Below are 14,805 nucleotides of genomic sequence, written 5' to 3' on the forward strand. Positions count from 1 at the left end.
GGAGTTACGTTATGCAAAAAATTTATCGTTCGCTCCTTACCACGCTGCTGTTTGCCTCTGTCAGCACGGGAGCATTGGCCACAGAAGTAACCGTCATGATATCAGGCGGATTTAAAGCCGCACTGGAAAAATTGGCCCCACAATTTGAAGCTGAGAGCGGCGACAACATCATTTTGATATCCGGCCCCTCCATGGGTAAAACCCCTCAGGCGATTCCAGCACGCCTGGCCCGTGGCGAAAACGCTGATGTGGTAATTATGGTAGGTGATGCGCTGAAAAATCTGGAAAAGGATAAGTGGCTACTGCCAGGCTCGCGCGTGGAGCTAGCTGACTCATCAATTGGTATGGTCGTCAAACAGGGTGACCCTGAACCTACTATCGAAAAGCAGGCAGATCTGCGCAATACCCTACTGCAGGCCAAATCCATCGCTTATTCTGACAGTGCCAGCGGCCGATATGTCAGCAGCCAGCTATTCAAAAAACTGGGTATTGAAAAGAAGGTAAAAGAGAAAGCACACCTGATTCAGCGCATTCCGGTGGCATCCGAGGTGGCAAAAGGAAAATATGCTCTGGGTTTCCAGCAGGTGAGCGAATTGATGCCGGTAGCGGGCGTAACCTTTATTGGCGAGCTGCCTGAAGATGTGCAGTACATTACCCGTTTTTCCGGCGCGGTGACCGCCAAAGCAGAACACCCGAAAGAAGGCAAAGCACTACTGAATTTCCTCTCTTCCGCCGAGGTGCAAAAAACGATTCGCGCCACCGGGATGCGATCTGTGAAAACTGAACGACCCATTAACCCACGTGATACTGTTCAGTGATCAACTTTTCCAACTCGGCGGCAACGTAGGACTGCATACGTCCGCTGCGCCTGATCAGGCCAACCGTGCGCTTCACCACCGGATCCGTTAGCGGCAGGTGAGTCAGCAATGAATGCTCAGAAGTCGGCATCGACATAGCGGGCACGGCAGCAATGCCGACGCCCGCTTCAACCATACCTAGCATGGTCGTCACGTGACGGGTTTCGCAGATACTGGCACGCTCAGGAGTGATGTTTTCCAGCATTTTATCGAGCAAATTGCGGTTACCAGATGTCTTATCCAGCCCAACATAATCGTGTTGATAAAACTCGCGCCAGGTCAGGCTTTTTTTGCTGGCTATTGGATGATCGCGTCTGCAGGCGGCAACGTAAGCATCTCCCACCAACGGGAGAAATTCGATATTGGGCTGCAGGTTTTTCGCAAAACAGATACCGAAGTCTGCCTGACCACTGACAACCGCTTCAATGACATTACCGGCACTGCTATCAATAATCTTAACGCGTACCCGTGGATAGCGGACCTGGAAACGGCGAATCACGTCAGGCATGAAATAGTAGGCTGCCGAAGGCACTGTGGCGACAGTTACCAAGCCCACGCGATCCTGACCAACCTTATTGATATCCGCTAATACCAACTCAACATTGGCCAGTAGCTGATCTGAACGTTCAGCAAAGGTCTGTCCATATAGTGTCAGCGTGACGCGCCGGGTAGTTCTTTGGAACAACTTTATACCGAGCGCAGATTCTAGCTTCTCTATCCTGCGGCTCAATGCTGACTGTGAAAGGCAGATAGACTCTGCGGCAAGCCGAAAATTACCGTATTCAACCAGCGCTCGAAAGGCATAAAGATCGTTGAGATCAAAATTCACGGGCATAGCGGCAGTCAATCCTTTCAGAGCCGTTAATAGCTTAAAGCAAGGATAATAGCGCTATATGGGACAACGGCAACTTTTTAAAGCCGGCTGCTCTTTGTCGCCGATAACACGTTGCCGAGGGTATCTGCAACGCGTGTCGCCCGCACTCTACGCTGAATTATCACAGCCCGTCTGAATTCGCAGCGGGCTGGAGAAAGGGGAGGGCTGAAAGTGAAGGGGCTGATATTTCTTACTAAACCTTTCACCTGGCAAAAAAGTGATGAATTTTTGATCTTTTTTTCTTGCCGGTGGTGTCGAGATCCATCAATCAGGCATCAGGCACTGAGCGGTAACCCTGCGCATTAAAGGCGTTTACGCGGCGATGATACGCCGATCCTGACCCGTCTCGCGCAGTGGAAGATTGTTCCGAAACGTGCCGTTGAATTGGGTTTTGAATTTAAGGACGCGTCCGCGTCCTCTCGGAGTTCTGTCAATAACTGTATGGGCCGCAGCGCCGACGGTTAAAGCAGGAGCTAAAAGCGAGGGGGTTTGTGGCAGTGATGAAGAAACTGCTCTGTTATTGAATGGTCAAAGCGTAAATGTAGGGGCAAAAGTGCGGCTTTTCTACCAGAGCGGGTGATTGCAGGAAGACAGTTTTGAGCGGTAACGATTACCGCTATCCGCATTGTTCAATTTTACCAATCAGCCAGACAAAGCCCGAGTGTGCCTGTTACTTTAAATTTGAGTTCGTTGGCCTTTTTTCGCACAGTGCAATGGCTTTTTTCCAGCGAACCTCATCAGGAGTTATCGAATCAAGCGCTGTTAGTTGTACAGCCCGCAGGGACTTGCCTGTTCCAGGTTCGCCAGTAATTAGATAGGCCATCCAGTCCGGGCCAAAAAATTCATTGCAGGCTTTTCTCATAACGGGTTGGTCCTTATCACTTTCAAGCACAGGATTTCGTAAGTTTAATTTCACTTCAAGGTAAAAATGATTTCACAATCCGATAGAAAAAACATACTGTGATTGTGTACAGTATTTCAGGGCGGAAGGGAAAATGTTTAGGGACTTGCAAGAGCGTGTGTGACTAGAACGTGTTCCACTTTTAGCACTGGCAAGGTTGAACAACCAGTATTACGAGGCGTTAGGTTCTGCCTGTTCATAAACACGTCAACTAAAAATGGTTGATTGACCCTGCCAGGTAGGTTAATAAGTAGCTCTCGCCGAATTATGTATTTTTACAGCTGTCCTATAGTTAGGTAGCAGTACACTATAAACGCCGCTGCCTGCGGCGTTTGTGTCATCAGGAGGTTATATGACCGAACTTCTCAGAAAGATGTTATCCGCCCCGGGGAAGATCATGCAGGAAGCTATCCGTCATGATGTCAGTAATTCAGGGAACGGTAAAATTATCACCGATTTGAACGGCTCAGCGACGGTCAACATGAAAAATCAGCAGGTACGTGACTCAATGCGTGCACGTATGGAAGAACTGGCTGCTAAACGACAGGGATAGTTGATGGGTCCGCTGATCATTATGGTTGTTCTGGTATGCGGGTTTTGGTACACACAGAATCACTATCAATCCCGCATAAAGTTAGCCCGAAGCGATGGTTGGAATGCTTACTTTTACGTGGCTATGCATGGATGTAAGTTCGCTATTCAGGGCTTTGGTGTTGTCTCCATAATTTTTGTTTTCCTCCTTCTCCTGAGTACCATAATTAACATTCTGGGTATGATATGGCCCAGCCTCCACGCTGATTTTTATTCATGGCTGACGGATATTAAAGTCATGTCTTACCCGCTTTTTTTCGTTCTTTCTCTGATGATTGCTGTATGTCTGGCTATTGAACAGGGAAACAGTGCGAAGCGGGCGCTGGAGAATAATGATACCAGGCAGCAGGCTTACAGAGAAATGGCAGCACAGGATGGTATCGAGGCATTACTGCTCCAGGCGATTGATGAAGGGAAGCTGATTTTTGTTACCCTTAAGTCCCGTAAAGTTTATATCGGTTATGTTGCTGCTCCTCGTATGGAGCACCACGATACACAGCACTTGGCCATCATCCCTTATATCAGTGGATATCGTGATAAATACACTCTGCGCTACCAAGAGCAACACAGATACTATGAGCTTTATCTGAGCCAAGATATTACAGCTGACTCTGTGCCGCTTAACTTCAGCCATTTCCGACACGTCATGCCGATGGAGCAGGTTGAGACTGTGTCGCTTTTCGATACTGAAACCTACAAGTCTTTTGATGATTTCTTGACACCTGAACCGGTGAAGGCAGAAATTTCTGGCAGTGCATGACTATGCTGCATGAATTCGCATGATCCTAAAAGGTTCTTCAATGCTCAGGCCCGCCAGTGATAGCGGGTTTTTGTTTATATCATGCAGCTGCAGGAAAAAACCGCTACATAAAGCGGGCAGACGGGGCGGGGATAGGTGCCGAGGAAAATCAGGCGTGTGTCGTTTGGTAGCATAATCGGATCGCCCTTAAGGTCAACGTCGTCCCACGCGTCGCGCAGCTTCCAGCTCTGCATGGTCGGCGTTTTCTGGCTGAGCGTCTCCGCAATCTGGCGCACAGAATATCCCTGCCAGTAAAGCAGTGCGGCCTGACGGGAGGAAACTGGCCCCGACCTGACCCAACTCACTGACCGGAGCCTGATGAATGGCAACTAAAGCAAAGCGTTTTCGCATCGCAGTTGAAGGCGCAACCACCGAAGGCCGCGTCATTTCTTCACAGATGGCGAAAAACTATGACCCGCCCATGTACGGCGCTCGCGTCAATATGGAACACATCAAGGGCTATACCCCTGACAGCCCGTTTCGCCGCTACGGTGAAGAAAGCCGACTTAACAGCCCACCGGTCCTGAGTGATGAGACTCATGCCATAAAAAAACGTCCGCGCGCGGTTTTTATGCATCAGGTAATTATTTTCTATCAAGATGTATAATAAATAGCGACTTACAGTGTGGGCAAATCAACGTCTTTTCATGGCAATATCCGTTTTACGATCATTCACGGCTAGCGACGAAGCGCTCGGTAATTTTAAATGGGCATCTTAGCGCGTAAGTTAATCTTTAATCCGTAGTGGTTAATAATCACTATGACCCAGTCCACATAGTGCGGCCAGTACATCAAACTCTCCATCATGACGAACTAACGGTTTGTAGGCCTGTTGCGGGCTTTATGTGAATGTGACCAGAAGACAGCATCCTGCCAGTCATTATTTTAATGACAGCAGATAATTAATTTTAGGCCCTAGTATTCATTTAATAGTCTCTGGGATTCGTTTTCTTCTATGTATTCAAAGGGAAGAAGGTGTGTTTGGATATTGTTGCAAAACCATGCGGATTCGTATCTATGAAGAGTATCGCCGGGTTTGAGACATATTCCTGATGCTGCACGAACGACAGCGAACTTTCCATTATTAAACATGACATTATGGATACAAAAAGGGTGGCTTGTCTCGCCCATGCGCCGACTCGCAACAATATGTCCTTCAATAGGCATAGCATGCTTGATTTTCATGAGTTTACCTTTATTACAGTTGTAAAATTAATAAAAAAGATAATTGTAAATTGCCGTCGCGCAGTGCGCTTATTGCAAAAAAGAGTCAATTTAGGGCTGAATAAAATCTGTCAGCTTTCGGAGAGTCGACAAAACAACCCTCAAAGGAGGCACTCAAGACAGGTATCGTTTCCAATATTACCGGTTGCTTTGTCAATTATAATGTACAAAAGCACAGGTAAACTTTTCCCTGTTATTTTATTTTTCGACAGCTGGCTAAAAAATATAAATTAACACCATAACTCTGTAATAAATAATCATACGCCGTTATTAAACAATGTTCTGTGATTTTTATTATTATCCTTGATTTCATCCTGATGCTTTCAGGGATGCCTTGGGAATTTATATGAAAAGCGCAAGACATTCCCGGCTGATACCCCAAAAAATGACCGCCAGTTAAAAAAGCATACCCAGAGAAGCCGTTCGGGTGGTCGGTGAGCAGGTTGACCCACCAATACCCGTTCATTGCTTACATGCTTGCAGAGGAGCCAGGAAAAACAATCAAAGAAGGGAGTGAAACTCCGAGGCAAATCGCAATTCTTCTTCCCCAAGCCAATCAATGCATTAACGGCAGGCGTTAATACACTGATTGAGCCAGTATCAGTTTTGAAAAATATCGACCGTATGGTTATGCCCGTCATCAATCAGCGGAATCCGGTCGTGTGGCAGTATTACACCATCCAGGACGACCCGGTACTCCTCGCAGCCCTGCGAAACGGTGATGTGATACTGACTTTGCCCACATTGATACGTTATGCCAACCGGTGGCCAGTCATGAGGTAAGTGGGCATGTATAACTAAATCTGCACCATAATGTTTAATCCCCAGTAATTCCTCTGTAAGCAGGCGATATGCCCAACCTGCAGAGCCTGTATACCAGCTCCATCCTCCACGCCCGATATGGGGAGCGACGCTGTAAACATCCGCGCTCATAACGTAAGGCTCTGTTTTATATCTCTCGACATCGCGGGCATTTAGCGCGTGGTTTATGGGATTGATCATCGACCACAGCTGCCATGCGCGCGCAGTATTACCCATTCGCGCAAAAGCCATTACCGCCCAGATTGCGCCATGCGTATACTGCCCTCCATTTTCCCGCACGCCTGGCAGATAACCCTGAATATAACCGGGATTCGGCCCATGGCCATCGAACGGCGGCGTTAACAGTTTTATAATCCCGGCTTCGTTATCTACCAGATGCTTATCCAGTGACTGCATGGCGAGGATGCTGCGCTCCTGACTGGCTGCCCCGGATAGCACAGACCAGCTTTGCGCAATAGCATCAATTCGGCAATCCTGTGAGGCTTTCGCCCCTAAGGGGGTGCCATCATCAAAATAGCCACGCCGGTACCATTCGCCATCCCATGCGGAGGCTTCAAGGTTTTTCTGTAAACGCGACGCCTCTGTACGGCACAGCGAAGCAATCTGGGCGTCCTGACGCTGTTCAGCCAAGTCTGCAAAGCGCTGTAAAATGTCGTACAGGAAGAAGCCCAGCCAGACGCTTTCCCCTTTACCTTCGATCCCGACTCGGTTCATGCCATCATTCCAGTCGCCCGCGCCCATGAGGGGCAGACCATGCAGCCCGAACTGCAGGCCATGTCTGATGGCTTTCACACAGTGCATCCACAGCGTCTCTTCAAAGGTGCTGATAATGGGTTTATCGTAGACGGACTCTTCGCCGGGCTGGAGCGTCCGACCTTCCAGATAAGGTATGCGCTCTTCAAGTACGCCGGTATCCCCCGTGGTTTCAACATAGTGACAGACAGCCAGCGGGAGCCAGAGATAATCATCCGAACAGCGCGTGCGGACACCGTTGTCGTGCGGAGGATGCCACCAGTGCTGTACGTCACCTTCTATGAACTGGCGCGATGCGCACAGCACAATCTGGTCGCGTAGCCGGTCCGGCATGGCGTGACTCAGCGCCAGCGTATCCTGCAGCTGATCGCGGAAACCGAACGCGCCGCCGGACTGATAGTAACCGCTGCGCGCCATTAAACGACAGGCCACCGTCTGGTACAGCAGCCAGCCGTTCACCAGTAAATTAACGGTGGTGTCAGGCGTTCTGACCACGACTTTATCCAGCACGCTGTGCCAGTACCGGTGAACGTTACCTAGCTCCTCGCGGGCGGCCTCTTCGTTCAGATAATGTGTGAGGCATGCCTGAGCCTGAGCCTGATCTTCCCCAATGCCCAGCACAAAAATAAATGTCTTCTGATCACCATCAATTAATGTGGCTGCAGACTGCACCGCACCGCAGGGATCGAGACCGGCTCCTGTTTTATCTGACAGGGCGCGCAGATTCATTGCCGCCGGTTTTTGCAGGGAACCGTTGCGGCCGAGAAACTCACGACGGTCGCCCGTCAACGAACAGTGAGCACCCGTGACGGCAAAAAATGCGGTACGTGCGGCTCCGTTACTGCCATAAAAGTTATTTGCCATTACACCGCAGCCGCCTTCGACGCTGGCCGCATGGGTAACAACGTGAAGAGCAGATTGAGTTCGTGACTCACCCAGGGTCCACTCTACATAACCCGTAACGCTTAGTTTTCGCGTGCGGCCGGAGTTATTACTGAGCGTCAGGATCGCAAGTTTGACTGGAGCCTGCTCGGCGACCAGCACCGTCAGTTCGCTGTCTATGCCGCTCTCCCGGTGGGCAAATACGCTGTAGCCAAAACCATGTCGGGACAAATAATCCCCCTGACCGCGCACCGGCAAGGTGGTCGGCGACCAGCATGCGCCGCTCTCTTCATCGCGCAGATAGAAAGCTTCTCCGCTGCGATCGCTAACGGGGTCGTTTTCCCACGGCGTCAACCGATATTCATGGGCATTCTCATACCAGCTGTAGGCCTGGCCGGATTCAGACAACACGCTGCCGAAACTCGGGTTTGCCAGCACATTTGACCAAGGAGCAGGCGTCGGACTGTTTTCCCTGAGCACAATCTGATACTCCCGACCGTCCTGAGAAAAACCGCCGTGACCATTGAAATGAAGGAGTTGATCGGTATCTGGCGTCCAGGGAATATGCTGATTGGTTCCCGGCACAACGTAGGGAATAAACGGCCTTGGTAACGTTTTCGACGTCTGAATGCGCTGATCGAGCTGTTCATTAAGGCCGCCTGCGCGGTCATCGAGGTAGAGGTGCGCCACACTCATCAAAAGCAGCTTGTCTTCGGCGGAAAGGTGTTCACCATTACGTACAAAAATCCCGCCAGATTTATCCAGCAGGCTGGCTTCAGATCCGGCGTAAATCAGATCCATAATCTGATTTTGCAGCGCCTGCTGGTAGCCACCCGGGTTGGCATTCAGGATCACCAGATCCACCGCCAGGCCTTTCAGTCGCCAGTAGCGGTGCGCTTGAATCATGGTGGTAATAGTAGGGATGTTATCTTCGCTGGTGACGCTGAGAAGCACAATGGGGAGATCGCCGGAGATGCCCCAGCCCCACAGGCTCGACTGACCCCGTCGATTACTGCTAATTATCCGGCTCTCAGCGCGGAGTTCCTGACAAGGGTAAAGGATCGCGCCCGCAAGCCGGTTAAATAACGCCGCATCATCTTCATTGGCGTTAATTTGTCGTAACACGACCAGACTGTGGGACCAGGCGAGTTCAAAAACACGGTCAGCGATCGGATGATCGCGATATTTTTCCAGCAGCGCCAGGCTGAGCTGGCGATTTTCACTGATACCATAAACGATATCAATGATGACCGGTTTTCCGGGCTGCAGGGTCACAGACTGACGTATCGCCAGCATAGGGTCCAGTACGGATCCCGATGTGTTGCTGAGTGGTCCGCTTTGCCTGATACCCAGTGCATCAACCGGACGTTTGCCGCGACCGAGAAATTTCGCCCGATCGGTTTCAAAGGAGACGCTTCTTGAGTTGTCGCCATGCACCACCATCATGTGGAACAGCCATGGACTCTTTTCGTCTGGAGCGCGCGGACGCCGGTGACACAAAATGGCATTCTGGGCGGGAATAAGCTCAGTCTGGATAAATAAATTGCTGAACGCGGGATGCGCCCGATCGCTGGTGGCAGGAGCTAGCACCACTTCTGCGTAGGTGGTGAGTTCAATGGTACGAGGCTGGCGACCACGATGCAGCAGCGTGATCCGGCGCAGTTCAATATCGTCTTCAGGCGACACCACAACCTGCGTTTTGACGCTAAGAAAGCCGAGGGTACCTCTGAATTCAGCACCAGCTTCGGTAAATATTACTTCGTCGTTACTGTCGGCACGGCCTATAGGTTGCCAGGTATTGCCCCACACTTCACCCGTTTGTGGATCGCTGATATAGCAGAATGTTCCCCAGTTATCGCTGGTGGTATCGCTGTGCCAGCGTGTCAGGGCAAGATCGTTCCAGCGGCTGTAACCGCCGCCGGTATGGGTCATCATCAGATGGTAATGGCTGTTGGACAACAGCTGAACCTCGGGAACCGGACTCTCAGCGCCAGTGAAAATACGGGGTTCATAGCGAACCGGTTTGACTATCCCTTCATGAGACTCAAAATGACGGCGCGGGCTGTAGAGATCGACCGCATCCGGCACGCGTTCCTGTAACAGCATGCTCGCCGACTGGAAGGCCGTGCTGGACATGAATCTCTCCGCCATAGGGGCGCCAAGCAGCACGTGAGCCAGTGACTGAAAGGCCATTCCCTGATGGTGTGCCATCCATGACTGCACCACGGCATATAACTGTCCGGTGGCCAGACGCGACGGCGTGTAGTCCAGCGCTTCATAAAAACCGTACTCGCCGCGCGCGCCACTTTTTTGCAGTCTGAACAAATTTTCACACGCTTTTTGCGGAGAGATCATTAACGCCAGCAGCGTGGCGTAAGGGGCGACGACCATATCGTCAGCCAATCCCCGACGAAGGCCGAGGCCAGGAACGCCAAATGCCTGATAGAGATAATTTTGCTGCACATCAAACGCGTGGTAGCCGGACTCAGATACGCCCCATGGCACCCCGCGCTCTTTCCCCCAGTCTATCTGGCGCATAACCGCTGACTGACTCATCTCATCAATCAGGCTACCGCGCCAGGTGGGCATCACCAGGTTGGGCATCAGATATTCAAACATTGATCCGCTCCAGGACATCAGTGCGGTTTCGTTATCAATGGTGGTGAACAGCCGCCCCAGAGCGTACCAACTTTTGAGTGGCAACTGATTTGTCGCGATGGCGAGAAAACTGGTCAGGCGAATTTCGGAGGGCAACAGATCGTATTGACTCTTATCCAGCATATTGCTGTCACAGTTATAGCCGATGTTGAGCAGGCTGGTTGCTTCGCTGTACAGGAACGTGAAATCCATTTGCGCATGGTCATGCAGCCGCTGTTCAAGTTCAGTGATGATGTCCAGCTGCATACGTGCCTGCGCGATTGCCGATGCTGAAGGCGTTCCTTCTCCGGTAAATTTCGCCCGGGCAAGCCAGCTAAGGGAGGGCAGGGCTTCTGCGTCATACGCTGGCGTTAACCATCCAAGCAGATGCGCCCCTTCATGGCACAGCAGCGCCAGTTGATTCTGTAAATGTTCTATCCAGCGCAGAGCGAGTTTGTCTTCGTGACTGCATGCCTCCTGCAGATGGTTGCTTTGGGTGTGCATATTTTTTAATGCGATAAACAACTGTGCCGGAGCCAGCGAGGCAGCATTAAGACATTGTTTACGCAGCGTTTGCAGACTGTCAGGGGCGTTCTGGCCCCAGTGCTTCTCCAAAATACTCAGTGTATCGTCCAGGCCCGCCAGCACCTGTACCGGGTTCAATACCGGCTGACTGCGCATGGCTGAAAGCCCTTCGCGAAGCGTGAGTAAATGGCCTGCCATATTGCCACTGTCGACGCTTGAAACATAACGTGGACTGAGTGCGGCAAGGGTGACGGTGTCATACCAGTTATACAAATGACCCCGGAAATGCGCCATTTTATCCAGTGTGTCCAGGGTAAGCGTCACGCGTTGCAATACCACACTAATCGGAATATAACCAAAATCCCATGCAGTCAGGTTGGCCATCAGTGAGAGGCCAATATTGGTGGGTGAGGTACGGTGTGCGACTACCGGCGGTAAAGCTTCCTGATAATTGTCAGGCGGAAGCCAGTTCTCTTTCGCGGTGACAAAGGTCTCAAAAAATGCCCAAATTTCGCGGCTGGTCTGACGCAACAACAGTTTTTGTTCTTTATTGGGTGCGAACGCATGCGGTACGGGTTGGCGGCTCATCCAACTTAGCAGAAGCGGTGCCAGACACCACACCACACCGACGGGTAAAGCGATTGCCAGGAATGGCGGTGCAAAATACGCGGTCAGGGCAATCAGTGCCACGCCGCTGACCACGTTCAGCCACATCGCCCGGTAAAACCGCACAGGCGAGGTTTTTGCCAGGTCATTATCCGGACTGTGGCTGGCCCACTGGCTGAGGTTACGTTGACTGTATCCCAGACGCCATAATGTCACGGCAATGGCGTACAGGGCATAGCCGGCCTCATGGGGCAAGGTGGTAAAATTGAGCCCGATCCGGGAAAACCGCTTCAGCGCACCGGTAGTGACCAGCAGCAGATGCTGCCCAAGGGGACGGCGGGCAGGCTTATTGAGGAGATCGTGCACAACAGCCAGCACTGTAGGCATTAGCCACACCAGCAGCAGTACACTTAGCCAATAAAATGGGTTCGGTACCCACAGCAAGCTACAAAACAGGAGTAGCAAGGAGAAAGGGGCCACCAGGCTGCGTCGCAGATTATCGAATAATTTCCAGTAAGAGAGTGCAGATAGCGGATTTTTATCCTGTGTTCCATCCGCTTTTCTGACGTTGGGTTTGAGCCAGTTAAGCAGTTGCCAGTCCCCACGGATCCAGCGGGTGCGTCGTGCAACGTCCGACAGATAGTTATTTGGGTACTGTTCATAGAGTAAGACTTCGCTCAGCAGACCCGAACGTGCATAACATCCTTCCAGTAAATCATGGCTGAGCACCAGATTCTCGGGGCAGGTATTTTGCGTGGCCTGAACAAAGATATCGACATCGTAAATCCCTTTGCCGATAAACGATCCCTCCCCAAAAAGGTCCTGATAGATATCTGAAGACATCATCGAATAGGGATTATTACCCGCAACGCTGCTGCTCATGGCGGCATAGCGCCCCTGCCCGTTGCGTGGCATCTCCTCCGCCAGTCCCGGTTGCAATATCCCGTACCCTTTAACCACCCGTTGGCGTGCAGCGTCATACTCGGGCCGGTTCAGTGGGTGTGCCATTGTCGCGATCAGTTTGTGCGCCGTATCGCGTGGCAGAACTGTGTCACTGTCCAGCGTAATAACGTACTTAATCCGCGCAGGTAGCTGGTCAGCAGGCATACCTGCCACACTGGAAAACTGGGCTTCGGGATGGCGTAACCAGCTGTTCAGCAAGGCCAGTTTGCCACGTTTGCGTTCATAACCCATCCATACACCCTGGAGCGGATTCCATTCAGGTTCCCGGTAGAGCAGATAAAAACGTGGGCGACTGGCCGGGTAGCGGCGGTTGAGATCTTGCGTTTGTGAAATGGCCTGTTCGATCAGTGCGTTATTTTGCGGAGAATGTTCATCTGCCGAATCAGTCACGTCGGCCACAAGGGCGAAACAGAGATTTTCGCTATGGTTGCCAAGCCAGCAGACCTCAAGACTGGTGATGAGTTTGCTGATGCTTTCGCTGCTGCTGAGCAGGCAGGGGATTACTACCATGGTGGCGGCGCCCTCCGGGATCCCGGTAGAAAAATCCATCCTTGGCAGCGGGCGCGGGGTGCGAAATCGGGTGGTCGCCTCACTCAGCAGGTCGGTCACTGACTGACTTATCACCACAACAAGCGGGATAGCGAGAAGTATCAGTAGCCAGTCCATTCCCTGGTGTGCCGTTTCTTGCACTATTTCGGCTGTTATCGCGGTGGTTAGCAGACACAAGCTACCAAGCCATGAAACCAGTGGGATCTGGTTGAAACTGTGCCGTAGACGGATAAGCCGTGAAGTATCTGCCGACAAAAGCGTTTCCAGCTGATGACGGCCTTCGCCCATCAGGTAATAGCCAATATGGGCGCCCGGCGTGTCAGAGGCGGCTTCCTTGGAGAGCGCCAGCACGCGGCGGGCGACTTCTGGCTCGCTGAAGCGACTTTCTCTGGCCAGGATCTCAATGACGTGGCGATAATGATCACGCGTATCAAAGTGCATCAAGGGGTAGGTGCCCGCAGGATCAAGACGTAATGTCTGCTCCACCACGCTCATGGCCTCAGCGAAATTAGCCCAGTTCGTTTCACTCAGTAAACGTAAACCGGCAATGCTGTTGCTCACCGAGAGCTGGCTAGCGGCAAGTTGTTGATTGAATAGGTTTATCAGGGTGTCGGTGGTCGTGCCTTGTTCAGCCAGTCGCTGCTCAATCCAGCTCAGAGGCAAGGTCAGCATATTGCCGCGCCCTTGTAGACGGCGTACCAGTTCCGCAACAAATGCACTGTTCAGCGGGGGATTGGAGCGCGCCATATCAGCAATTACCATGATCAAGTCGGCGGGAGCATTCTCCGCGCATTTGAAAATTCGCGTTACCCAACTGTCTGCCAGCGTGCGTGCTTGCTGGGCTTTTACGACATCGATACTGACCCGACGGAGGTTCTCAATTAACGCCAGGCGCAGCATACCGGGCAAAGCCCAGACTTCGCCGAGCGTAAGCGGCGTCACCTGTTGATAGGCGCTGATATAGCTGGTCAGATTTGTTGCGTCCCAGCGCCCGTCTCCGTGAGCAATCGCTTCGGCGGCGATATCATAGATACGCGGACAGGAGTGCGGCGCGGCCAGCGCCGGAAGACCCTTGCCGAAATTCTTCGGCAAGTGCTGGCGAACGATACGGATCTGCTCCTCAATAAGATAGTAATTGTCCAGTAGCCACTCCCCTGCGGGCATGATGCTTGCCTTTTTCCCGGCATTGAGCTCGTAGCAGTTTTGCGTAATTACCGCCTCATTATTATCGAGGCGTTTGAGCAAATAATAGGGCAGTTTGTCAGGAGACAATTTATGCGAACGTGCCAGCTTTTGTCCGTAGCGCTCCATCTGAGAGGTCGAAAATAGCTCTGCTTTGAAACTATTTTCACTGCCAGGGTCATTGCTCGGAAGGTACGGGATGAACTCGGATGTTTGTGGCCGTGTAGAGAAGTGGCCGAGCCACTTCTTAAGCTTCATGTTCATAAGATGGCTCTGATGCAGCGTTAATGCTCAGGAGCAGTTGCGAAATCAGTTCAGAAACGTTCTCTCAGGATGGGCGTCGGGCATCAGGGATTTAACAGCTGCTGGTATGTTTTTTAAGTTCTGGTTACTGATTTTCGCCTGAGTATGTTTCAGGATCATCATAGAGCAACAAATAGGACTTTAAATCCAAAGCAAAGCATTGTTTGCGTAAGAAGAATTATTGAAAAGGGATAGGACATAAAGGCTCTAACAGAGCAGGTAACAGTGGTTGTAGATTCACCACCAAGGTTCATTGCGAATCGATACAAGACATAACGATTAACCTTTCAATGAATGAACTTCATCCTATCATACACTGAGCAAAAAATGTGCGATG

At 51.4% G+C, this 14,805-nt stretch carries 7 protein-coding genes and 3 pseudogenes; 5 read left to right on the plus strand and 5 right to left on the minus strand.

Going from position 1 to position 14,805, the window contains the following annotated elements:
• Window positions 1–11: 11 nt before the first annotated feature.
• Entirely contained in the window at window positions 12–818 is an 807-nt protein-coding gene (locus tag ACF2G4_RS20995) for a substrate-binding domain-containing protein (protein WP_409076380.1), read from the plus strand.
• Here ACF2G4_RS20995 and ACF2G4_RS21000 read toward each other — a convergent pair.
• Window positions 793–1,692 (minus strand): LysR family transcriptional regulator, encoded by a 900-nt coding sequence (locus ACF2G4_RS21000; protein ID WP_409076381.1) that lies wholly within the window; start codon window positions 1,690–1,692, stop codon window positions 793–795. The two genes, ACF2G4_RS20995 and ACF2G4_RS21000, sit on opposite strands and share 26 nt — an antisense overlap.
• Window positions 1,693–2,049: 357 nt before the next feature.
• On the opposite strand from ACF2G4_RS21000, the pseudogene ACF2G4_RS21005 reads away from it, so the two are divergent.
• A pseudogene (locus ACF2G4_RS21005) lies at window positions 2,050–2,190 on the plus strand (hypothetical protein); the annotation flags it as partial.
• 211 nt (window positions 2,191–2,401) lie between these two features.
• Here the strand turns inward: ACF2G4_RS21005 and ACF2G4_RS21010 are convergent.
• Window positions 2,402–2,593, minus strand: coding sequence for a hypothetical protein (locus ACF2G4_RS21010; protein ID WP_409076382.1), 192 nt, complete (start codon window positions 2,591–2,593; stop codon window positions 2,402–2,404).
• Between the two features lie 391 nt (window positions 2,594–2,984).
• On the opposite strand from ACF2G4_RS21010, the gene ACF2G4_RS21015 reads away from it, so the two are divergent.
• On the plus strand, window positions 2,985–3,185 hold the full coding sequence (locus ACF2G4_RS21015; protein WP_318385949.1) for a hypothetical protein: 201 nt from the start codon (window positions 2,985–2,987) through the stop codon (window positions 3,183–3,185).
• Window positions 3,186–3,188: 3 nt separating this feature from the next.
• Window positions 3,189–3,983 carry a hypothetical protein gene (locus ACF2G4_RS21020; protein ID WP_409076383.1) on the plus strand — a complete coding sequence of 265 codons (795 nt, stop codon included), beginning with the start codon at window positions 3,189–3,191 and terminating at the stop codon, window positions 3,981–3,983.
• A 194-nt stretch (window positions 3,984–4,177) separates the two neighbouring features.
• On the opposite strand, the pseudogene ACF2G4_RS21025 reads toward ACF2G4_RS21020, so the two are convergent.
• Window positions 4,178–4,327 (minus strand): annotated as a pseudogene (locus tag ACF2G4_RS21025) (terminase gpP N-terminus-related DNA-binding protein); the annotation flags it as partial.
• Between the two features lie 17 nt (window positions 4,328–4,344).
• Between ACF2G4_RS21025 and ACF2G4_RS21030 the strand changes: the two are divergent.
• Window positions 4,345–4,545 (plus strand): annotated as a pseudogene (locus ACF2G4_RS21030) (GPO family capsid scaffolding protein); the annotation flags it as partial.
• A 392-nt stretch (window positions 4,546–4,937) separates the two neighbouring features.
• Here ACF2G4_RS21030 and ACF2G4_RS21035 read toward each other — a convergent pair.
• Window positions 4,938–5,207: a hypothetical protein gene (locus ACF2G4_RS21035; RefSeq protein ID WP_409076384.1), complete on the minus strand. Its 270-nt coding sequence runs from the start codon at window positions 5,205–5,207 to the stop codon at window positions 4,938–4,940.
• Between the two features lie 639 nt (window positions 5,208–5,846).
• The gene (locus ACF2G4_RS21040; protein ID WP_409076385.1) at window positions 5,847–14,429 is read right to left on the minus strand and encodes a GH36-type glycosyl hydrolase domain-containing protein; all 8,583 of its coding nucleotides are present in this window, start codon (window positions 14,427–14,429) and stop codon (window positions 5,847–5,849) included.
• Window positions 14,430–14,805: the final 376 nt, after the last annotated feature.

It is taken from the genome of Pantoea phytostimulans (genome assembly GCF_046118715.1).
Lineage (GTDB): Bacteria > Pseudomonadota > Gammaproteobacteria > Enterobacterales > Enterobacteriaceae > Pantoea > Pantoea phytostimulans.